We start from the raw sequence: 21,691 nt of genomic DNA, 5'->3' as shown, positions 1-21,691 counted from the left end.
GCCCATGTCATTGCCTGAAAAAGTCCGCCTGGTCGAAGTCGGCCCGCGCGACGGCCTGCAAAACGAAGCCCAGCCCATCAGCGTGGCCGACAAGGTTCGCCTGGTCGATGACCTGAGTGCGGCAGGCCTTTCTTATATAGAAGTGGGCAGCTTCGTTTCCCCCAAGTGGGTACCACAGATGGCCGGCTCCGCCGAAGTGTTTGCCAATATCCAGCAGCGCAACGGGGTGACCTACGCCGCGTTGGCGCCGAACCTGCGCGGTTTTGAAGATGCCCTGGCGGCCGGGGTCAAGGAAGTGGCCGTCTTTGCCGCCGCCTCCGAGGCGTTCTCCCAGCGCAACATCAACTGCTCGATCAGCGACAGCCTGCAGCGCTTCGTGCCGATCATCGAAGCGGCGCGTCAGCACGGGGTGCGGGTGCGCGGTTATGTCTCGTGCGTGCTGGGTTGCCCCTATGAAGGCAAGGTCAGCGCCGAGCAGGTGGCCCCGGTGGCCCGCGAGCTGTTCGACATGGGCTGCTATGAAGTGTCGCTGGGCGACACCATCGGCACCGGCACCCCCGGGGCAACCCGGCGCCTGTTCGAAGTGGTCGGCGCCCAGGTGCCACGCGCCCAGCTGGCCGGACACTTTCATGACACCTACGGCCAGGCCCTGGCCAACGTCTATGCCAGCCTGCTTGAAGGCATCAGTGTGTTCGACAGCTCTGTTGCGGGCCTCGGCGGCTGCCCCTATGCCAAAGGCGCCAGCGGTAACGTTGCCAGCGAAGACGTGCTGTACATGCTCCAGGGCCTCGGTATCGACACCGGTATCGACCTGCAGCGCTTGATTGCCGCGGGCTTGCGTATCAGTGAAGTGCTGGGCCGCGCCAGCGGCTCGCGGGTGGCTCGCGCCCGTCAGGCACAGTAATCACAAGCGGTAACAGGCTGATCTGCGTGCGGGTGTTACCGCCCCCGCACTTTTCAGGGAAATTCCGGGTAACACGGAAACAAATCGACAGAATTTCCCGAGGAGATTTTTCCGCAAAATCTTCAAGCCATTGATTTTATTGGGTTTTAAAAAGTTGGCACGGCACCTGCTATATCTCAGGTACAAGAACAATAAAAAGTGCGACACACCCAATAAAAATAAGACGAAACGACTCTGACATAACAAGAACAACACGACAGAGGCGCAGCTAACAGATTTTTTTGGAGAGGATGTGCTTTCCAGGGGCTTGCCCCGCAACCGGACACAGAACAATAAAACTACCCCAAGGTAGCGCAGGTCACGGTTGGATCAGCAATGATGAAGGTAGATCAGCGCTCAAAAAAATACGTTTGCTCTTGATCCCGGATGGGGATCGCCAAAGATACAGAGGCAACGGTCGCCAAAAACAACAACAGGCCGCCCTCCAATAACAAAAAAAGAGCACGCAACAATCTTTGAGGGGAGCCTAGGCTCCCCTCAGTGCTTCCTGCCCTCCTCGTTTTCGTCCTCGTCGTCCTTCTCGAAGCGATTGACCACCAGCGGCATCACCCCCAATACCAGCAACGCCAGCACCGTGCTGACCACCGCCGTGGCCTCCCGGCCCATGCCCGCCGCCACACCGATCGCCGCGGTCATCCACAAGCCCGCAGCCGTGGTCAGGCCCTTGACGTGCCCGGCATCCTGGTCGTGGCCCTTGAGAATGGTGCCGGCACCCAAAAAGCCGATACCGGCGACGATGCCCTGCACCACCCGGCTCAGCGCTGCATCGTCGGCCCCGGCCATGCGCGGCACCAGCACGAACAGCGCCGCGCCGAGGGCCACCAGCATATGGGTGCGCACCCCGGCGGCCTTGCCCTTGAGTTCGCGCTCAAAACCGAGAATGGCGCCCAGCAGCGCCGCCATGACCAGGCGCACGGTCACCTGGGTAAGCTGCTTGGCATCGGTGATGTCGGCAAATTCCGCCACCAGGGTGATCCAGACTTGATGCCACCAGGCGTCCATGGGCTGTGTCCATGCAATAGGGATTAATCGATGGACAACGCCACTGGCGGCAAGTGCGCTGCCGACCGCTGATCGGTTGCTGCCAGCATCCCCTGCACCCGTGCGGTCCCACACATAGGACCCGAGTAAAGAGGACACAGCCATGCCTATTGAAATCGACACCACTAACCAGCGCTGCACCCTGATCAGCGATGACATGCACATCCAGGGCGAGGCCACTCAGGTGCGAATCGTCACCGACGAGGCCTTGCGAATGTCGGTTGCCGAGCTCGAAGGCAAGCGCGTGCCAATCACCGAACAGGAAGCCGATGCCCTCACTGTAGCGGGTGCGGTGGATGGTCGCAGGCACCTCAAGGAGACCGAGCAAGGCTCGATAATCTGAGGCCTACGGAGTTTCCAAGGTAAATCTGATACGGTTTTTATCCAGATACCTGAGCCTGTTATGCAAACAGATGGGGCGCCATAGTGCTCTGGCCTGATCGAGGCCTGATGAGCGACGAACCATGAGCGATAGAATCCCCGTCCAGATCGTTGAAATTGCTGAGCCTTCCACCTTCAAGAAGAAGCCTGCCAGCAGTGACCGACAGATCCACACCCGTAGTTTCACCGGCTTGTTTCGTAACCTGCGCCTGGCTGGCGCGGGTTTTCTGTTTTTGCTGTTCTTTGGCACCGTCTGGCTGAACTGGGGCGGTCGTCAGGCCGTGCTTTGGGACCTGGCCGACAGCAAGTTCCATATCTTCGGCGCCACCTTCTGGCCGCAGGACTTCATCCTGCTCTCGGCGTTGTTGATCATCTGCGCCTTCGGCCTGTTTGCCATCACCGTGCTCGCCGGCCGGGTCTGGTGCGGTTACACCTGCCCGCAAAGTTCCTGGACCTGGATTTTCATGTGGTGCGAGAAGGTCACCGAAGGTGAGCGCAACCAGCGCATCAAGCTCGATGCCGCGCCCTGGAGCCTGAACAAACTGGCCCGGCGTTCGGCCAAGCACACCCTGTGGCTGGCCATCAGCCTGCTGACCGGGCTGACCTTCGTCGGCTACTTCACGCCGATCCGGCCGCTGGCCGAAGAACTGTTCACCCTGCAACTGGGCGGTGTCAGTCTGTTCTGGATTCTGTTCTTCACCGGCGCCACCTACATCAACGCCGGCTGGCTGCGTGAAGCGGTGTGCATGCACATGTGCCCGTACGCCCGGTTCCAGAGCGTGATGTTCGACAAGGACACCCTGACCGTCGCCTACGACCCGGCCCGTGGTGAATCCCGCGGCCCGCGCAAGAAGGAAGTCGACCACAAGGCCAAGGGCCTGGGCGACTGCATCGACTGCCATATGTGCGTGCAGGTGTGCCCGACCGGCATCGACATCCGCGACGGCCTGCAGATGGAGTGCATCGGCTGCGCCGCCTGTATCGACGCCTGTGACTCGATCATGGACAAAATGGGCTACGCCCGCGGCCTGGTCGGCTACAAGTCCGAACACACCCTGCAAGGCGGCACCACCAACTGGCTGCGCCCGCGCCTGCTCGGCTACGTCACCGCCCTGGTGGTGATGATCGGCGCCCTGGTGATCGCCCTGCAGCAGCGGCCGATGGTGTCGATGGACGTGATCAAGGACCGTGGCCTGTTCCGTGAGAACAACGCCGGGCAGATCGAGAACATCTACACCCTCAAGGTCATCAACAAGACCCAGCAATCCCAGCACTACCGCCTGCGCCTGCTCGATGCCGAAGGCTTCGAACTGCACGGCAGGACCGAATTCAGCCTGGCGGCCGGGGAAATGAGCGACTTGCCGGTGTCGGTAGCGATGTTGGCCGATCGCCCGCAAAGCAGCTCCCAGGACATCAGCTTCGAACTGATCGATACGGACGAACCCGGTGTGCGCAGCGTCGCCCACAGCCGTTTTGTTGCGCCTTTGAACCGCTGATCCCATACACTGCCCGAGCATCCGAAACCTTTCGAGCCATGATGAAACGCTACGAGAAATTCGCCGACGACATTGCCGAACTGATCCGCTCCGGGGTCCTCGGCCCCGGCCAGCGCGTGCCGTCGGTGCGTTATGCCAGCCAGACCCACGGCGTCAGCCCGTCCACGGTGTTCCAGGCCTACTACCTGCTGGAGCGCCGCGGGCTGATCCGCGCCCGGCCGCGCTCGGGGTACTTCGTCAACGCCCACGCGCCGCGCCAGTTCAGCGAGCCGCAGATCATCGAGCAAGCCAGCGAGTCCACCGAGGTGGATGTCAGCGAGCTGGTGTTCTCGATCCTCGACTCGATCAAGGACCCGCAAACCGTGGCCTTCGGCTCGGCTTTTCCCAGCCCTCACCTGTTCCCGCTGCCGCGCCTGGCCCGCTCCATGGCCAGCGCCAGCCGCGAGATGGACCCGCGCATGGTGGTCACCGACCTGTCGCCGGGCAACCCGCAGCTACGCCGGCAAATTGCCCTGCGCTACATGGTCGGCGGCCTGATGCTGCCCATGGAGGAGCTGCTGATCACCAACGGCGCGCTGGAGGCCCTGAACCTGTGCCTGCAGGCGGTGACCGAGCCCGGCGACCTGGTGGCCATCGAGGCGCCGGCGTTCTATGCCTGCCTGCAGATCCTCGAGCGGCTCAAGCTCAAGGCGGTGGAAATCCCCGTGCACCCGCGCGAAGGCATCGACCTCGGGGTGCTGGCGCAAACCCTGGCCAAGCACCCGGTGAAGGCCGTGTGGTGCATGACCAACTTCCAGAACCCGGTGGGCGCGAGCATGCCGGAAGAGAAGAAGCAGCAGCTTGTGGAGCTCTTGCGCGAACATCAAGTGCCGCTGATCGAGGACGACGTCTATGCCGAGCTGTATTACGCCCAGCAAGCGCCGAAACCGGCCAAGGCCTTCGACACCGACGGCCTGGTGATGCACTGCGGCTCGTTCGCCAAGAGCCTGGCCCCCGGCTACCGCATCGGCTGGGTGGCGGCCGGGCGTTACGCGCAGAAGATCGAACGGCTGAAACTGATGACCTCGCTGTGCGCCTCGATGCCGGCCCAGGCGGCGATTGCCGACTACCTGCAGCACGGCGGCTACGACCGGCACCTGCGCAGGCTGCGCTATGCCCTGGAAGAGCAACAGGCGGCGATGCTCGCGGCCATTGCCCGGTATTTTCCGGCGCAGACCCGGGTCAGCCATCCGGCCGGTGGCTACTTCCTGTGGCTGGAGCTGCCTGAACAGATGGACTCGCTCAAGCTGTTCCAGATGGCGTTGGCGCAAGGCATCAGCATCGCCCCCGGGCCGATCTTTTCGCCGACCCGGCGCTTTCGCAACTGCATCCGCCTCAACTACGGCAGCCCCTGGACCGAGCAGTCGGAAAAGGCCATGGAAACCCTGGGCAAGATCGTCCGCTCGTTCTGATCGGCGGTTGTACTTCGAGCGCGCTTGCGGCACCCTGCGCGCTCGAATTTCCCAGGGATGGATGGCATGCACAAGCGACAGCATTTTCTTACGCCGCAGCGTTACGAGCGCTTCCTCGAACACGACGAAGAAAGCCGTGCATTCCTGCGCGACAATCGCCTGCAAGCCGACTCCGACGAGCAAGAGGCAGTGTTCAGCGGCAAGAGCCTCAAGGGCCTGGCGCTGGACAAACTGCTGATCAGCTATACCGCCGGCGTTGACATCGACGCCCTGCCCGCCTTGCTCGAAGCGCTGGTCGCCGAGTACGAGCAACTGCAACGCAAGATGGCCGTGTACACCGAGCAAGCCGACGTCGCCCCGCTGAATCTGGGCGATAGTGAAGAACACCACGAATGCATGCAGGTCATCAGCCTGTGCATTCTGCTCGATCGCCAGGACCTGCTCGAGCGCTTCGTCACGCTGATGGACAACGGCGGCTATGCCGAAGAAGACACCCTCTATGAAGACCTGCTGAGTCGGGTCCTGCCCGACCGTTACGACGTCGATGCGTGGTACCAGGACTACGCCACGCCGTTGGTGCAAACCATCTATGCCACCAGCCCCGAGCAAGCGGCCAGCCGCCTGCAGGACTACTGCGAGCAGTGGTACGAGCACTTTGAGCACGCCAGCTGGTACGACACCCATGGCGACGATATCAGCGGTTACGTCGGCTACTGGTCATTCGAGGCCGCGGCAGTGGCCCTGCTCTACGGCATCGATACCCGCGAACTGCTGCACGTGATCTTCCCCCATGAGCTGCTCGCGCACGCGCGCAGCCTGCCCGCCTACCAGGGCATTCGCTGGGAGTGCCTGGGCGACGCTGAAGACGATCAGGAGGAGGACGAAGAAGAGCTGATCGACGAAGACGACGAAGACGACGAAGACGACGAAGACGACAGCGACGAAGACTTTGCCTACGACATCAAGGCCGCCGGCGTCACCTTGTCCGACGCCATCGATGCCGGCAGCATCCCGCACCTGGCCCAGGCCCTGAGTGCCTACGACACCGTCGAAGCGATCCTGGCCCTGAACCTGGCGGCCGACCAGCAGGAGGAAGACGAGGCTTTCTTCGACCTCGCCCTGGCCCTGCTTGGCTGGGTCCCAGGCCCTGGCCACGGGCTCAAACGGGTATTGCGCCTGGTCAATCGCGACCCGCAAAAGCATGCCGAGCAGCTTTATGACCTGCTGCGCCACGTACTGCTCAACTGCAAACTGAAGACCAGCCCGGATGCCCTGCTCGAAGAGAGCCTGGACGCCGAGCTGCTACGCAGCGAGCTTGCGCAAATCATCGCTGCGGTCAGCGCCAGTGCGACCTTCCTGGCCCTCGACGCGCAGCGCCAGGCCCTGGTGCTGAGCGACCTGGAACAGGCTGGTGAACACCTTGACGACCTGATCGAACGCATCGACGAACGCCTGATGCCCTGGCTTGCCGTGCAGCGCAACAGCTCGGCGCAAGCCTCGGGCAGCAGCACCCGCGTGCCGGCGCAAACCAGCAAACCGCAGTCGCGGCGTGTCGATAACCTGCGCGAGCACGGAACGCTCAATACCCACCCAGCGGCCAGTGATGGCGGCAAACTCAGCCGCGAGCAAATCAACCCGGCAGCCACCAGCAACTGGCTGGAGCTGAGCCTGGACGACGGCAAGCTCGGCGGTGTACCCGGCGCGGCCTACAAGGTGATCTTCGCCGACGGCAGCATTGCCGAAGGCTTTTTGAACAACCTCGGTCATACTCGCCTGGAGGGCGTACCTTTCGGCCCGGCCAAGGTGTATTACGGTGAAGACCCGCGCCCCTACCCGCGCCAGCCGATCAAGGCCCTGGCCAGCAGCGCGGCGCTGATCGACCGCGACCTGCGCAGCCTGGGCTTCATCCCGGCGAAACTCGACCGCGACGACCTGTACGCCGAAACCACCGGGCGCATTGCCCCCTACTGCGAACTCAACGCCCTCTGGTGGGAATGGGCCAGCGCGCGCTATCACGGCCACTGAAGCGCTTGACCTGGGGCCGCGCAGTTGTTGAGTGCTGCGCGGGACGCTACATTTGCCACTATCCCCAGGCCGGAACACGCGCATGCCGTCGAGCGAACTGCAGTCCCTGCGCCAGCAACTTGAGCAGTTGCAGCAGCAGAACAATCTGCTCACAGCCCAGCTCGCCGAGCGCAGCCGCGCCGGGCCTGCACCTGACCAGCAGGCCCTGGCCGATACCCAGCAGCGTTATCGCTTTCTGTTCGAGGCCATGGACGAAGGCTTTTGCATCATCGAGTTCTTCGACGGCCCCCATGGCCCGCTCAGTGACTACGTGCATATCGAAGCCAACGCCGCCTACGCCAAGCATGCCGGGATCGACAATGTGGTCGGGCAGAAGCTGCGAGAGATGGTGCCCGATGAGGCCGATGGATGGATTGCCCGCTATGGACCGGTGCTGCACAGCGGCAATCCGATCCGCTTCGAGCAGGAGCTGGTAGCCACCGGCCGCCACCTGGACATCTGCGCCTTTCGCCTGGAGCCGGCCAGCCGCAAGCAGGTCGCCGTGCTGTTCCAGGATGTCACCGCGCGCAAACGTGCCGAATCCGAACTCAAGCGCCTCAACCAGGAGCTTGAACTGCGGGTGGCCCAGGCGCTGGCAGAGCGCAAGATCCTCACCGATGTGGTCGAGGCGACCCTGGCGCAAATCCAGGTGGTCGATCTGGACATACGCTGGCTGGCTATCAACCGCGCCGCGCGTGACGAATTCCAGCGAATTTTCGAGCAGATACCCAGCGTCGGCGACAGCCTGCCGACACTCATGGCCAGCCGAGCCGAAGACTGCGCCCGGGGCCTGCAACTATGGCATCGGGCACTCAAAGGTGAGGCATTCGTCGAGGTTGCCGAATTTGGCGAGGGCGAGCAGCATCGCCACTACGAACTGCGGTTCAGCCCGCTGCATGACAGCAACGGGCAACTGATCGGCGCTTACCTGTTCGCCTACGACATCAGCGAGCGGATCGGCGAGCAAAAACGCCTGCGCAAGACTGAAGAAGCCCTGCGCCAGGCGCAGAAAATGGAAGCGGTCGGCCAGCTCACCGGCGGCATCGCCCATGACTTCAACAACCTGCTGACCGGCATCAGCGGCTCGCTCGAACTGTCGCGCAACCTGCTCGGGCGCGGGCGCCATGAACAGATCGCCCCCTACCTGCGCACCGCCCAGGATGTGTGCAACCGCGCCGCATCCCTGGTTCACCGGCTGCTGGCCTTTTCCCGGCGCCAGACCCTGGAACCGCGCACCATCGACGTCAATCGCCTGGTCGGCGGCATGCTTGAGCTGATCCGCCGCAGCGTCGGCCCGCACATCGACATCGAGGTGTTTACCTCTAGCGCATCCTGCCGAGCCAACATCGACGCCTCGCAACTGGAAAACGCCCTGCTCAACCTGTGCATCAACGCCCGCGACGCCATGCCGGGCGGGGGCCGGATCAGCATCGAGACCCGTCATCTGCCGGCCGATGAGCAAGTCGCCGCGCACCTGGACCTCAAGCCCGGTGACTACCTGGCCTTAAGCGTCAGCGATAACGGCAGCGGCATGCCGCCCCAGGTACTGGCGCGCGCCTTCGATCCGTTCTTCACCACCAAGCCGGTGGGCCAGGGGACGGGCCTGGGGCTGTCGATGGTCTATGGTTTCGTCCGTCAGTCCGGTGGCCAGGTGCGGGTGTATTCGGAACCTGGCCAGGGCACCAGCGTGCACCTGTACCTGCCGCGCCTGGACAGCGCCAGCCTGCCGCTTAGCGAAGCGAAACCAACGGCCCGCCCGCAACGTGAACTGCGCGACATGACGGTGATGCTGGTCGATGACGAAGCAACCATTCGCATGCTGGTCGGCGAAGTGCTCGAGGAACTGGGTTGCGCCAGGATAGAATTCGCCGACGGCCACAGCGCCCTGGCGGCATTGCAAAATGGCGCCGGCGTCGACTTGTTGATCAGCGATGTCGGCATGCCCGGCGGCATGAACGGCCAGCAACTGGTGGCCGCCGCCCGCCAATTGCGGCCCGGATTGAAAGTGTTGTTCATCACCGGCTACGCCGAGCAGGCGGTGCTCGGCAGCGGCGTGTTCGAGCCCACTACCCGGGTGCTGACCAAGCCGTTCAGCCTCGACACCCTGGCCCAGCGTATCGAGGAAATGATCGGCTGATCAGCGCCCGCCGCCCAGGTCCAGAAAGCTGCCGGTGGAATACGAGGCCTGGTCTGACAGCAGCCAGAGGATCGCCTCGGCGACTTCCTCGGCCTGCCCGCCGCGGCCCATGGGGATGCCCGGCGCAAGCTTGCTGACCCGCTGCGGGTCGCCGCTGAGGGCGTGGAAGTCGGTAAAGATGTAACCCGGGCGCACGGCATTGACCCGTACCCCTTCGCCGGCCACTTCCTTGGCCAGGCCGACGGTGAAGGTATCCAGCGCGCCCTTGGAGGCGGCATAGTCGACGTATTCGTTAGGCGAGCCCAGGCGCGCGGCCACCGACGAGACGTTGACGATGCTGCCGCCCTGCCCGCCATGGCGGGTCGACATACGCTGCAGCGCGTGCTTGGCGCACAGCATCGGCCCGACCACGTTGGTCTTCATCAGCTTGAGCAGGCGAAACTCCGACACCTCTTCGACCCGACTCTGGTGGCCGATGGTGCCGGCGTTGTTGACCAGCGCAGTGACCGGGCCCAGCTCGGCATCGACGCGCTGGAACAGCTGGACGATCTCGTCCTCGACACTGACGTCGGCCTTCACCGCAATGGCCTCGGCACCCAGTTCACGGACCTCGGCCAGCACCCGCTGGGCGGCTTCGTCGTCACGCAGGTAATTGATGCAGATACGGTAACCGGCGCGCGCGGCCAGGCGTGCGGTGGCGGCGCCAATGCCGCGGCTGGCGCCGGTGATCACGATAACCTTGTCCATGGATACTCCTTGCCCCCAATGGCGTTGACCCCTCAAGGCTAACGCAGTCAGGGGCCGGGCACAAAGCCGCTTCAGGCAGCCGGTGGCGGTACCGGTGCCTTGGGTTCGGCCTTGCGCAGCGGGTACAGGTGCTGGCGCACGATACCTTCAGGCAGGTCCTTGCCGAACACGCCGTATCGCGCCGGCCATTCCTTGGGCGGCAGCTTGAAGGTGCCGAACAGCATGTCCACCAGCGGCGTATGGATCGCATAGTTCTTGTAGATGTAATCCTTGTGCCGGGCGTGGTGCCAGTGGTGATAGCGCGGCAGTACCAGCAGGTAGTTGAGCCAGCCGCCGTCGATACGCACGTTGGCATGGGCGAGCACCGCCTGCACACCGACCAGGATCACGTAAGCGTTCATCGCCTGGGGCGAAAAGCCCAGCAGGATCAGCGGCGCCAACACCCCGGTGCGGGTCAGAAGGATCTCGCAGAAATGAATGCGCGAACCGGCCAGCCAGTCCATGTGCGTGCTCGAATGATGCACGGCATGAAAGCGCCACATCCACGGCACCACGTGATACAAGCGGTGCAGCCAGTACTGGCCGAGGTCGGCGACGAACACCGCGAGCAAGAACTGCACCACGATCGGCAGGCTTTGCACCTTGGCCTGCAAGGTATCGGACAGCACCCAGCCGGCCAGCCAGCTGGACGAGGCGGTGACAAAGATGAGGATGAACTGCACCAGCATATGGCTGACGAAGAAGTAGCTGAGGTCGGTGCGCCAGTGCGGGCGCAGGATGTTTTGCTGCGGGTCCTTGGCGTAGAGTTTTTCCAGCGGGATGAAGATCACCGCCGATACCAGCAGAGCGAGTACAAACCAGTCCAGGCCCAGCGAGTACGGGGTCTGGCCGATGGTTTCGGTCTGGATGTTGGTGCCGCCGAGAAACATCGCCAGGCCTGCCGCACTGATGCCGGTAAAGCCCAGGCGCTTGCGCTTGTTGAGGAGGATGTTCAGGGTGCCCAGGGCGAAGGCCAGGATCAGCCCGATCAGCAGCGCGGTACGGGCAAAGTGCACGCTATAGACCTTGCGAAACTCGGCAAAGGTCAGCCACTGCGGAAACAGGAAGCACAACACCGCCAGCAGGCTGAGCAGCCCCAGGGCGGCCGAGAGGTAGCCGCTGATACGCCCCTGGCCGAGCTTGAACGGGTCGTGGCCGTGGCGTTTGAAATAGGCCTTGATTGCCTGCATGAATCGCTGATCCTTCATAGTGGTGGGCTCCGTGCGGCGCGGAGTATACCGACCTGCGGCCACAAGTGAACGCGTACCTGCCGGGCCAGCTGACAAATCTGTAATGCGCTGCTCAGTTTGCTGACAGTCAGCACTGGCTAAGGTCGTGCCATCCCCGCCCCTGGAATGGCAGCCATGCTTCGACACCCGACCCGCCGCACCTTCGTCAAGGGCTTCGCCGCCGGCAGCGCCCTGGCCGGCCTCGGCCTCTGGCGCTTGCCGGCATTTGCTGCGCCCCCTGTGTTTGCCAATGAGCTGAGCGGCGAGCACTTCGAGCTGTTCATCGGCCAGACCCCGGTCAACGTTACCGGCCGCCCGCGTACGGCGCTGACCATCAACAACAGCCTGCCCGGCCCGACCCTGCGCTGGCGGGAGGGCGACAGCGTGACCCTGCGGGTGCGCAACCGCCTGAACGAGTCGACCTCGCTGCACTGGCACGGGATCATCCTCCCGGCCAACATGGATGGTGTGCCGGGCCTGAGCTTTGCCGGCATCGAGCCCGGTGGCGAATACCTTTACCGATTCACTCTGGAGCAGAGCGGCACCTACTGGTACCACAGCCATTGCGGCCTGCAGGAACAGGCCGGGGTCTACGGCGCGATCGTCATCGAACCCAGGCAGCCCGAAGCCCATCGCTACCAGCGCGACTACGTGCTGCTGCTCAGCGACTGGAGCGACCAGGCTCCCGAGGCGCTGATGGCGACCCTGAAAAAGCAGTCCGACGCCTTCAACTACCACAAGCGCACCGTTGGCGACTTCATCGACGATGTCGCCAGAGATGGCTGGCAGCAAACCGTCGCCGAACGCAAGGCCTGGGCGGCCATGCGCATGAGCCCCACCGACCTTGCCGACATCAGCGCCGCTACCTACACCTACCTGCTCAACGGCCAGCCGCCGAATGGCAACTTCACCTGCCTGTTCCAGCCCGGCGACACTGTGCGCCTGCGCCTGATCAACGGCTCGGCGATGAGCTATTTCGACTTTCGCATTCCGGGCCTTAAGCTGACGGTGATCGCCGCCGATGGCCAGCCGGTGGAGCCAGTCGAGGTCGATGAACTGCGCATCGCCGTGGCCGAAACCTATGACGTGCTGGTGCGGGTCGGCGACCTGCCCGCCTATACCCTGTACGCGCAGAGCATGGACCGCAGCGGCTACGCCCGCGGTACCCTGGCGCGCAGCAACGGGCTGAGCGCCGAGGTGCCAGAGCCGGACCCACGCCCCATCCTGACCATGGCCGATATGGGCCACGGCGCCATGGCCGGGATGGGCGCCATGGACCACAGCCAGATGGCCGGCATGGACCATTCGAAAATGACCGGCATGCAGCAACACCCAGCCAGCGAAAGCGGCAACCCGCTGGTGGACATGCAGACCATGAACCCCAGGCCCAACCTCGCCGACCCAGGGATTGGCCTGCGCAACAACGGCCGCCGGGTGCTGACCTACGCCGACCTGAAAAGCACCTTCGCCGACCCCGATGGCCGCGAGCCGTCCCGGGAAATCGAACTGCACCTGACCGGACACATGGAGCGCTTCGCCTGGTCGTTCAACGGCATCAAGTTCTCCGACGCCGAGCCGCTGCGCCTGACCTACGGCGAGCGCCTGCGCATCACCCTGGTCAACGACACGATGATGGCCCACCCGATCCACCTGCATGGCCTGTGGAGTGACCTGGAAGACGAACACGGGCGCTTTCAGGTGCGTAAGCACACCCTCGACATCCCGCCGGGCAGCCGCCGTAGCTACCGGGTCAGCGCCGACGCCCTGGGCCGCTGGGCCTATCATTGCCACCTGCTCTACCACATGGAGATGGGCATGTTCCGCGAGGTACGCGTCGATGAATAAGCCCATTGTTCGGCCGCTGTTCGGCGGCCTCGCCCTGCTCGCCCTGCTGGCCAGTGAAGAGACCCGTGCCGAGGCGATGGATCACGCCGCCATGGGCCACGGTGCCATGCCCCAGCAAGGCATGAACCACAGCATGGCGTCCGATTCGCCGCGCACACCGTTACGGCCGATCACCGACGCCGACCGCCAGGCGGCCTTCCCGCCCCTGCCTGGTCATCAGGTCCACGACCAGCAGACCAACTGGGCCGTGACGGTCGAGCAACTGGAGTACCAGAACTTCGACAACAGCAGCGCCCTGAAGTGGGACGCCAACGCCTGGATCGGCGGCGATGTCGACCGCCTGTGGCTGCGCAGCGAAGGCGAACGCGAACAGGGCGTGACCCACAAGGCCGAACTGCAGGCGCTCTGGGGCCATGCCATCAGCCCCTGGTGGGAGCTGGTCGGTGGCCTGCGCCAGGACTTCAAGCCGGCCACTGGCCAGACCTGGGCCGCCTTCGGCATCCAGGGCACGCCGCTGTACGGGCTGGAGCTGCAAGCCACCCTGTATGCCGGCGAACGTCAGCAAACCGCGCTGCGCCTGGAGAGCAGTTACGCTATCCTGCTGAGCAATCGCTGGATCCTCGAACCGTCGCTGGAGGCCAATTTCTATGGCCGCAACGACGCCACCCGGGACCAGGGCAGTGGCCTTGCCGACAGCGAGATTGGCCTGCGCCTGCGCTACGAAATCACCCGTGGCGTTGCCCCGTACCTGGGCATCAGCGTCAACCGGGCCTACGGCAACAACGCCGAGCAAATCCGTGATGAGCACGGCGACATCGGCCAGACCCGCCTGGTCGCTGGAGTTCGCCTGCGTTTCTAGAAGTGGAGAAGTACATGCTGAGCAAGAAAATCGTCGCCTTCGGCCTGCTGGCCCTGAGCACCCTGGCCCAGGCCGGGCCGACCATCGATGTCTACCGTGACCCCAACTGCGGTTGCTGCAAGGACTGGATCAAGCACCTGCACGACAACGGCTACACGGTCAACGACCATGTCGAGCCGAACATGAGCGCGCTCAAGCAGCGCCTGGGCGTCGAGCCGCGCCTGGCCTCGTGCCATACCGGGGTGATCGACGGCAAGTTCGTCGAAGGCCATGTGCCGGCCGAGCAGATCAAGCTGCTGAGCAAGCGTCCCGACCTCAAGGGCCTGGCCGTACCGGGCATGCCCATGGGCTCGCCGGGCATGGAAATGGGCGACCACAAGGACGCCTACCAGGTCATCGGTCTGACCCTTGAGGGCAAGGACGAAGTGGTCGCCAACTACTGATCCGGCCTTGATGCTCAGCTATTGGGCGCTGTTTCTCAGCGCCTTCGGCGCAGCCACCTTGCTGCCGCTGCAATCGGAAGCGGTGCTGGTCGGCCTGCTGCTGCGCGAACCTGAGGCGCTGGTCAGCCTGTTGCTGATCGCCACCGCCGGCAACGTGCTCGGTTCGATCGTCAACTGGCTGCTGGGCCGCGGCATCGAGCACCTGCGCGACAAGCGCTGGTTCCCGTTCAAGTCCGAGCAACTGGCAAAGGCCCAGCAACGCTACCAGCGCTATGGCCAGTGGTCGCTGCTGCTGAGCTGGATGCCGGTGATCGGCGACCCGTTGACGCTGATTGCCGGGATCATGCGCGAGCCGTTCTGGCGCTTTTTAGTGCTGGTCACCCTCGCCAAAGCCGGCCGCTACCTGGTGCTGGCGCTGCTGACGCTGGGCTGGATGCAGCACTAACGCCCCCAGATCTGCGCTTCGGTCCAGCCCAGTTCGGCAAAGTCCTGGGCGCGCAGGTGCGCTTCATCCTCACAAAAGAATTCATCCAGTTGCGGTGGGCGCACCGCGGTGTCGCTGAGCATCGCGTGCACCTGGCCACGGTGGTGGATCTGGTGCTCGAACAGGTGCGAGAGCAGGCGCAGGCGTTGTTCGCGCTGCACCCAGTCGGGGCGCACGATGTTCACATAGCGCTGCAACTGGTCGTCACGTAACTGGCTGCAGTAAGCGATCAGGCGGTGATCGGCCTGCAACTGTTCGGCGTGCAGTTCCAGGCAGGTTGAGTATGGCTCCTCGGGCTCGAAGAAGCGCTCGCTGTCCGGGTCGGGCGCTTCGCCGCGCTGCTCGCACTCCAGGGCCTGCAAATAGAACCAATCGACCGTAAGAATATGGTTGAGGGTGGCCTTGATCGACGGGAAGAAGCTCGCCCGCGGGGCGACGAACTCATCCTGGCTCAGTTGCCTGCAGGCCTTGTACACCCGGTGGTTGGCCCAGCCGTTCTGGTAGGCCATGGTCAGCAGGTGGCGCGAAAGAGGCTCGGCCATGATCGATTCCTCAGCAGAAGCGTTGCAGTTGCATCTCCCGCAAGCGGCTGAGCGTACGCCGGAACGGGAACTCCAGATACCCTTCAGTGTAGAGCGCTTCCAGGGCGACCTCGGCTTCCAGGTACAGGGCGATCCGCCGGTCGTAGCATTCATCGACCAGGGCGATGAAGCGCCGCACGCTGTCGTCATGTACCGACAGTTGCGGCAACTCACGGTCCCCGGCGACCACCCGCCGGGCGCCGTCCTCGGTGCCGCGGGCAATCTTCGCCGGGCGCTGGCGGGCGCCGAGCGCCGGTACCTCGCCGAGCAGAATGGCCTGGAAGCGGTCGCACAGGGCCATGAAATCCATGGCGGCGAAGGGTTGCTCACACAGGTCGGCGTAGCGGCACCAGAGCACCGTCTCACAGCGTTGCACCACGCTGAGCTGGCGTGAGCCGATCAGCAAGGGTTGTTCAGTCGCCGCTTGCTCACCGCGCAGTTGCTCGAAGACCTGCGCCAGGGCTGCGGGCTGGCCTTTCTCGGTAATCCAGTAACGCTGTATCAGCGCGCCCGGATGCAGGCGATGGTCTTGCTCACCCGCCACCGCCACCACCTGCATATGCTGCTCGATGGCGGCAATCGCCGGCAGGAAGCGCTCGCGGTTGAAACCGTCGCTGTAGAGCTGCCCGGGCGGCTGGTTGGAGGTGGCCACGATCACCACCCCGGCCTCGAACAGCACCTGGAACAACCCGCCGAGAATGATCGCATCGCCGATGTCGTTGACGAACAACTCGTCAAAGCACAGCACGCGGATTTCTTCGGCCAGGGACAAGGCCAGGGCCTGCAAGGGCTCGGCGGTGCCATTGAGCTGGAACAGGCGCTGATGCACCCAGCGCATGAAGTGATGAAAATGCTGGCGCCGGGCCGGAACCTGCAGGCAGGCGTGGAACTGGTCCATGAGCCAGGTCTTGCCGCGCCCAACCGGCCCCCAGAGGTACACGCCCTGCGGGGTTTTGCCGCGTTGCAGGGCCTCGAAGCAGGTTTGCAGGGCGGTGGCGGCCTGCAACTGGGCCGGATCGCTGACAAACCCCTGGCTGGCAATGGCCTGCTGGTAGCGGGTCAGCGGGGACTGTTCGGTGAAGCAGGACATGCGCGGCGTCCGTCGCAAAAGGGGGCATTCTGCGGCTGCAGCGCAGTATGGGGCAAGCCCGCATCCTGTGGGAGCTGGCTTGCCAGCGATGGGGCCAGTACAGCCTGGATTACGACCGCTGCGCGCTCGATCGCAGGCAAGCCAGCTCCCACAGGGCTCGGTGCAACTCTAAAGATCCAGCCCGACTTTGAGCAGCGCCCCATCCGTCTCATCGGTAAGCAGGTACAGATACCCGTCCGGCCCTACCCGCACGTCGCGAATCCGCGCCTTGAGCTCGCCGAGCAGGCGCTCTTCATGCACCACCTTGTCGCCCTTGAGCTCCAGGCGAATCAGTTCCTGCGCCGCCAGGGCGCCGATGAACAGGCTGTGATCCCAGGGTTTGAAGCGCGGGTTGTCGTAGAACGCCATGCCGCTGATGGCCGGGGACTTCTCCCAGACATGGTGCGGGTCGAGCATGCCCTCGACATGCTCGCCCTTGGCCTCCGGGATCGGCATCAGCGAATAGTTGATGCCGTGGGTAGCGATCGGCCAGCCATAGTTCTTGCCGGGTTTGGGGATATTGATCTCATCGCCACCACGGGGCCCATGCTCGTTAGTCCACAGCTCGCCGGTCCAGGGGTTGAGCGCCGCGCCCTGCTGGTTGCGGTGGCCAAACGACCAGATTTCCGGGCGCACGTTGGCCTGGCCGACGAACGGGTTGTCCTTGGGCACCGTGCCATCCGGGAGGATGCGCACCACCTTGCCCTGCAGCTTGTCGAGGTCCTGGGCGGTCGGGCGCTGATTGTTCTCGCCCAGGGCGATGAACAGGTAGCCGTCGCGGTCGAACACCAGGCGCGAGCCAAAATGGTTGCCGCTGGAGAGCTTGGGCTGCTGGCGGAAGATCACATTGAAGTCTTCAAGCTTGGCGCTGTCGGCCGACAAGCGCCCGCGGCCCACCGCGGTACCGGCCGTGCCGCCCTCCCCACCACCTTCGGCATACGACAGGTAGACCATCCGGTCCTGCTTGAAGGTCGGTGACAACACCACGTCGAGCAAACCGCCCTGGCCCTTGGCCCAGACTTCGGGGACGCCGCCCAGCGGCGGCCCGACCTTGCCTTCGGGGCTGACAATGCGCAGGTTGCCGGCGCGCTCGGTCACCAGGATGCCCTGGCCGTCCGGCAAGAACGCCAGGGCCCAGGGATTGCGCAGGCCTTCGGCGAGGGTGCTGACCTTGACGCTGCCCTCCTCGCTCTTGAAGTCGCGCTCGGGCGCGGCATGGGCCAGCAGCGGCAGCAGCGCCGCGGTCATCAGGGTGGGTAGCCAGGTGCGTGGGGACATCAGCGATTCCTTCCAGGGAGGGCCTGTGATTCAGGGTGCGGGCGCGCGCGGCGGCCGGCTGGGTTCCAGGCGCGGGGTGGTCTGTTCGCGGCGGATGTTTTCGCCATTGCCGATACCACGGTTCTCGAGGGTCGGCGGGCGCGGGTTGGGCTGGGTCGACGGGCCGCGCAGCGGCGGCGTGGCCGGCACGCTGCCCTGGCGGCTGTTGGGGTTGGCGCGCATGATCGGGCTGTTGTAGGGGTTATTGTTGCTGGCCGCCAGCTGCAACGGCGCGGCAACAGACGCCGCCTGCAGCGGCGAGCTCAAGAGCAGGGCCATGGCCAGGCCCGTCAGCGATCGGTTCACGGTATTCACCTCCGGCAACACACGGCGCCGAAAACCAGCGCGCCCAAGCGTTGGATAGCCTAAGGCGCGACAGGTTCGCCGGGAAACCTCGATTTGCCCCGCAGGTGATTCATTTTGTTACCGGATCAGCCATCGACCTTATGCTTCGCGGCGTACAGGCAAAGCATTTCCATGGCCAGGGTGGCCCCGGCCAGGGCGGTGATATCGGCATGGTCATAGGCCGGAGCGACTTCCACCAGGTCCATGCCCACCAGGTTGATGCCGCGCAGCCCACCGAGGATTTCCAGCGCCTGCACCGTGGTCAGGCCGCCACACACCGGGGTGCCGGTGCCGGGCGCGTAGGCCGGGTCCAGGCAGTCGATGTCGAAAGTCAGGTACACCGGTTGCTCGCCAACCCGCTGGCGAATCGCTTCGATGATTGCCTGGGTACCACGTTGATGCACCTGGCGGGCATCGAGCACGGCAAAGCCCTGGGTATCGTCATTGGTGGTGCGCAGGCCGATCTGCACCGAGCGCGCCGGGTCTACCAGGCCTTCGCGGGCGGCGTGCCAGAACATGGTGCCGTGATCGACACGCTGGCCCTCCTCGTCCGGCCAGGTGTCGCTGTGGGCATCAAAATGAATCAGCGCCAGCGGACCGTGTTTGCGTGCATGGGCCTTGAGCAGCGGGTAGCTGATGAAGTGGTCGCCGCCCAGGGTGAGCATGGCGCAGCCGGCTTCGAGAATCTGCTCGGCATGGGCCTGGATGCTCTCGGGCACGGTGTGCGGGCTGCCGTAGTCGAAGTTGCAGTCGCCGTAGTCGATTACCGCCAGGTGCTCGAAGGGGTCGAACTCCCACGGCCAGTGCCGGGCCCAGGCCTGCTGCACCGAGGCGGCACGAATCGCCCGCGGGCCGAAGCGCGCACCCGGGCGGTTACTGGTGGCGGTGTCGAACGGCACGCCGCTGACCACCACATCGACGCCGCGCAAATCGCGGCTGTAGCGCCGGCGCGAGAAGCTGGTGATACCGGCAAAGGTGTTTTCGGCGATGGTGCCGTAGAGGCTGTCGCGGGTAATGGCCTGGTCGTTGTCGGGGGCGAGGTCCATGGTCGGGCTCCTGGTTTGTTGTTATTGGCGGCTACGGAAGGTGGTCCACAGGCGGGTGCGCTGGCGCATGTCGGCGAGGCTCATGCTGCGGTCGGCAAACAGCCGCGCGCGTATTTCGGCCGAGGGGTAGATGTCCGGGTCGCCGCGCACCGCTTCATCCACCAGAGGCGTGGCGGCCTGGTTGGCATTGGCGAAGAACAGCGTGTTGGTCAGTGGCGCCACCGAATCGGGGCGCAACATGAAGGCGATGAAGGCGCGGGCCGCTTCTGGGTGCGGCGCGTCCTTGGGCACGACCAGGTTGTCCTGCCAGATCAGCGTGCCTTCGCGGGGGATGCGGTAGATCACCTGGTACGGCTTGCCGGCCTTGTGCGCCTGGTCGGCGGCCATGGCTGCATCACCGTTGTAGGTCAGCGCCAGGCACACGCTGCCGTTGGCCAGGTCGTTGATCTGCCGGCCGTTGGCGACGTAGCTGATCGACGGCTGCAGTTGCTTGAGCAGCGCCTGGGCGGCCGCCAGGTCGTCCTTGTCACGGCTGTAGGGATCCTTGCCAAGGTAATGCAGGGCGACGCCGATCACCTCCTGAGGCGAGTCGGACATGGCAATCCCGCAATCCTTGAGCTTGCTGGCGTACTCGGGCTTGAACAACAGGTCGAGGCTGTCCAGCGGCACATCACCCAGGCGTTGGCGCACCGCCTCAAGGTTCATGCCAAGGCCCAGGGTGCCCCAGGTGTAGGGCACGGCGTACTGGTTGCCAGGGTCGACCTCGGCCAGCTTGGCCAGCAGGTCCGGATCGAGGTTGGCGTAGCCGGGCATGGCCTGGGCCTGCAGCGGTTGCAAGGCGCCGGCAGCCAGGGCGCGGGCCAAAAGGCTCGAAGATGGCACCACCACGTCATAGCCACTGCCGCCGGTGAGCAACTTGGTTTCCAGCACTTCGGTGGTGTCGAAGGTGTCGTAGCGCACCTTGTAGCCGGTTTCTTGCTCGAAGCGCTGCAAGGTCTCGGGCGCGACGTAGTCGGCCCAGCTGTACAGGTTGAGGACTTTTTCCTCGGCCTGCACCGGCAAGGCCAGGGCCAGGGACAACAACCACAGGGATGTACGCATGTCGGGCACCTTTGTCAGTGGATGCCGCCAGCATGCCTGCCGGGTTACATTACTAAAATGGCAAGTCAGTTAACCTGACATTCATCAGGAGCAATGTTTGATGCTGGGACAACTGCACGACCTCGACCTGCACCTGCTGCGGCTGTTCGTCACTGTAGTCGAGGCCGGCGGCTTCAGCGCCGCCCAGGGCGTGCTGGGTTTGAGCCAGCCGAGCATCAGCCAGCAGATGGCGCGCCTGGAAACCCGCCTGGGCTATCGCCTGTGCCGCCGCGGCAAGGGCGGCTTTGGCCTGACCGCAAAGGGTGAAGTGCTGCTCAAGGCCACCCGCGAACTGCTGGTGCAGATCGAGGCGTTTCGGCATCAGGCCAACGGCGTCGCCGGACGCTTGCTCGGCGAGGTGCGCATCGGCATTTCCGAGGCCCAGGAAAGTACCGTGACCTTGCGCCTGGCGCGGGCCATCGAGCGTTTTCGCCAGCGTGACGAGGCGGTGCGCCTGGAGTTGGTCAGCGCCATGCCAGCCGACCTTGAGCGCCAGCTGTTGCAGCAGCGTCTGGACCTGGCCATCGGCTATTTTTCCGGCAAGCAGGCAGCGTTCGATTACACGCCGTTGTTCGAAGAAAACCAGCGCCTGTACTGCGCCAGCCATCATCCGCTGGCCGGGCAAACCGAGGTCAGCCTGGCGGCCTTGCAACAGGCCGACCAGGTCGAACACCCCTACCGCTTCCAGAGCCGCCAGGAACCCTTTGACGGCACCAGCGGCGCGGCCCGTTCCGAGCAGGTCGAAGGCGCGCTGGCCTTCATCCTCTCCGGCCGGCACATCGGTTATCTGCCCTGCCACTACGCCGAGCCCTGGGTCGCGCGCGGCCTGTTGCAGGCTCTGGACCCGGCGCTGGATTTCGCCGTGCCGTTCGTGCTGGTGCGCCACCGCGCCCAGGTGGCCAGTGATGCCGAGCAGGCCTTCGCAGCCGACCTGCTGGCCGCCTTCGCCTGAC

The 21,691-nt window shown here is 64.5% G+C and carries 20 protein-coding genes; 11 read left to right on the top strand and 9 right to left on the bottom strand.

Going from position 1 to position 21,691, the window contains the following annotated elements; all coding sequences use genetic code 11:
- The first annotated feature begins 4 nt into the window (after positions 1–4).
- Positions 5–904 (top strand): hydroxymethylglutaryl-CoA lyase, encoded by a 900-nt coding sequence (locus UB48_RS23620; RefSeq protein ID WP_045201372.1) that lies wholly within the window; start codon positions 5–7, stop codon positions 902–904.
- Positions 905–1,441: 537 nt separating this feature from the next.
- Here the strand turns inward: UB48_RS23620 and UB48_RS23615 are convergent.
- A complete protein-coding gene (locus UB48_RS23615; RefSeq protein ID WP_045201371.1) occupies positions 1,442–1,966 on the bottom strand; it encodes an MgtC/SapB family protein in 525 nt (174 codons plus the stop codon).
- A gap of 142 nt (positions 1,967–2,108) precedes the next feature.
- Between UB48_RS23615 and UB48_RS23610 the strand changes: the two genes are divergently transcribed.
- The 5 genes from UB48_RS23610 (at position 2,109) to UB48_RS23585 (ending at position 9,534) form a co-directional block, all read left to right on the top strand.
- Positions 2,109–2,348 carry a DUF3203 family protein gene (locus tag UB48_RS23610; RefSeq protein WP_045201370.1) on the top strand — a complete coding sequence of 80 codons (240 nt, stop codon included), beginning with the start codon at positions 2,109–2,111 and terminating at the stop codon, positions 2,346–2,348.
- A gap of 121 nt (positions 2,349–2,469) precedes the next feature.
- Entirely contained in the window at positions 2,470–3,882 is a 1,413-nt protein-coding gene (ccoG, locus tag UB48_RS23605; RefSeq protein ID WP_045201369.1) for a cytochrome c oxidase accessory protein CcoG, read from the top strand.
- Between the two features lie 41 nt (positions 3,883–3,923).
- A complete protein-coding gene (mapR, locus tag UB48_RS23600) occupies positions 3,924–5,333 on the top strand; it encodes a GntR family transcriptional regulator MpaR (RefSeq protein WP_045201498.1) in 1,410 nt (469 codons plus the stop codon).
- 66 nt (positions 5,334–5,399) lie between these two features.
- Positions 5,400–7,358, top strand: coding sequence for a PoNe immunity protein domain-containing protein (locus UB48_RS28245; protein WP_275560650.1), 1,959 nt, complete (start codon positions 5,400–5,402; stop codon positions 7,356–7,358).
- Positions 7,359–7,440: 82 nt separating this feature from the next.
- A complete protein-coding gene (locus tag UB48_RS23585) occupies positions 7,441–9,534 on the top strand; it encodes a PAS domain-containing sensor histidine kinase (protein ID WP_045201368.1) in 2,094 nt (697 codons plus the stop codon).
- Here UB48_RS23585 and UB48_RS23580 read toward each other — a convergent pair whose 3' ends face one another.
- Both UB48_RS23580 and UB48_RS23575 read right to left on the bottom strand, forming a co-directional pair.
- Positions 9,535–10,281, bottom strand: a complete 747-nt coding sequence (locus UB48_RS23580) for an SDR family oxidoreductase (protein WP_045201367.1) — start codon at positions 10,279–10,281, stop codon at positions 9,535–9,537.
- A gap of 71 nt (positions 10,282–10,352) precedes the next feature.
- Entirely contained in the window at positions 10,353–11,528 is a 1,176-nt protein-coding gene (locus tag UB48_RS23575) for a sterol desaturase family protein (RefSeq protein ID WP_256326750.1), read from the bottom strand.
- Between the two features lie 156 nt (positions 11,529–11,684).
- Here UB48_RS23575 and UB48_RS23570 point away from each other — a divergent pair, with 156 nt between their 5' ends.
- The 4 genes from UB48_RS23570 to UB48_RS23555 are packed head-to-tail and all read left to right on the top strand — an operon-like array spanning position 11,685 to position 15,141.
- Positions 11,685–13,394, top strand: coding sequence for a copper resistance system multicopper oxidase (locus tag UB48_RS23570; protein WP_045201365.1), 1,710 nt, complete (start codon positions 11,685–11,687; stop codon positions 13,392–13,394).
- Positions 13,387–14,253, top strand: a complete 867-nt coding sequence (locus UB48_RS23565) for a copper resistance protein B (protein WP_045201364.1) — start codon at positions 13,387–13,389, stop codon at positions 14,251–14,253. The genes UB48_RS23570 and UB48_RS23565 overlap by 8 nt, the downstream gene beginning before the upstream one ends.
- A gap of 14 nt (positions 14,254–14,267) precedes the next feature.
- A complete protein-coding gene (locus tag UB48_RS23560) occupies positions 14,268–14,696 on the top strand; it encodes a DUF411 domain-containing protein (RefSeq protein WP_045201363.1) in 429 nt (142 codons plus the stop codon).
- Between the two features lie 10 nt (positions 14,697–14,706).
- A complete protein-coding gene (locus tag UB48_RS23555; RefSeq protein ID WP_045201362.1) occupies positions 14,707–15,141 on the top strand; it encodes a YqaA family protein in 435 nt (144 codons plus the stop codon).
- On the opposite strand, the gene UB48_RS23550 is transcribed toward UB48_RS23555, so the two are convergent.
- The 6 genes from UB48_RS23550 to UB48_RS23525 all read right to left on the bottom strand — a co-directional run bounded on the left by UB48_RS23550 (position 15,138) and on the right by UB48_RS23525 (position 20,699).
- The gene (locus UB48_RS23550; protein WP_045201361.1) at positions 15,138–15,722 is read right to left on the bottom strand and encodes a DinB family protein; all 585 of its coding nucleotides are present in this window, start codon (positions 15,720–15,722) and stop codon (positions 15,138–15,140) included. The genes UB48_RS23555 and UB48_RS23550 overlap by 4 nt on opposite strands.
- Positions 15,723–15,732: 10 nt before the next feature.
- Positions 15,733–16,851, bottom strand: a complete 1,119-nt coding sequence (gene zapE, locus UB48_RS23545) for a cell division protein ZapE (protein WP_045201360.1) — start codon at positions 16,849–16,851, stop codon at positions 15,733–15,735.
- A gap of 168 nt (positions 16,852–17,019) precedes the next feature.
- Complete coding sequence (locus UB48_RS23540) at positions 17,020–18,168, bottom strand: PQQ-dependent sugar dehydrogenase (protein WP_045201359.1); 1,149 nt, start codon at positions 18,166–18,168, stop codon at positions 17,020–17,022.
- Positions 18,169–18,198: 30 nt separating this feature from the next.
- On the bottom strand, positions 18,199–18,513 hold the full coding sequence (locus tag UB48_RS23535; RefSeq protein WP_082075502.1) for a hypothetical protein: 315 nt from the start codon (positions 18,511–18,513) through the stop codon (positions 18,199–18,201).
- 125 nt (positions 18,514–18,638) lie between these two features.
- The gene (gene speB, locus UB48_RS23530; RefSeq protein WP_045201358.1) at positions 18,639–19,598 is read right to left on the bottom strand and encodes an agmatinase; all 960 of its coding nucleotides are present in this window, start codon (positions 19,596–19,598) and stop codon (positions 18,639–18,641) included.
- Between the two features lie 21 nt (positions 19,599–19,619).
- Entirely contained in the window at positions 19,620–20,699 is a 1,080-nt protein-coding gene (locus UB48_RS23525; protein ID WP_045201357.1) for an extracellular solute-binding protein, read from the bottom strand.
- A gap of 100 nt (positions 20,700–20,799) precedes the next feature.
- Between UB48_RS23525 and UB48_RS23520 the strand changes: the two genes are divergently transcribed.
- A complete protein-coding gene (locus UB48_RS23520; RefSeq protein ID WP_045201356.1) occupies positions 20,800–21,690 on the top strand; it encodes a LysR family transcriptional regulator in 891 nt (296 codons plus the stop codon).
- Position 21,691: the final 1 nt, after the last annotated feature.

It is taken from the genome of Pseudomonas sp. 2(2015), assembly GCF_000955865.1.
GTDB lineage: Bacteria > Pseudomonadota > Gammaproteobacteria > Pseudomonadales > Pseudomonadaceae > Aquipseudomonas.
Note: the sequence above shows the minus strand (reverse complement) of the source record. Positions and strands in the feature narration are given on the sequence as shown.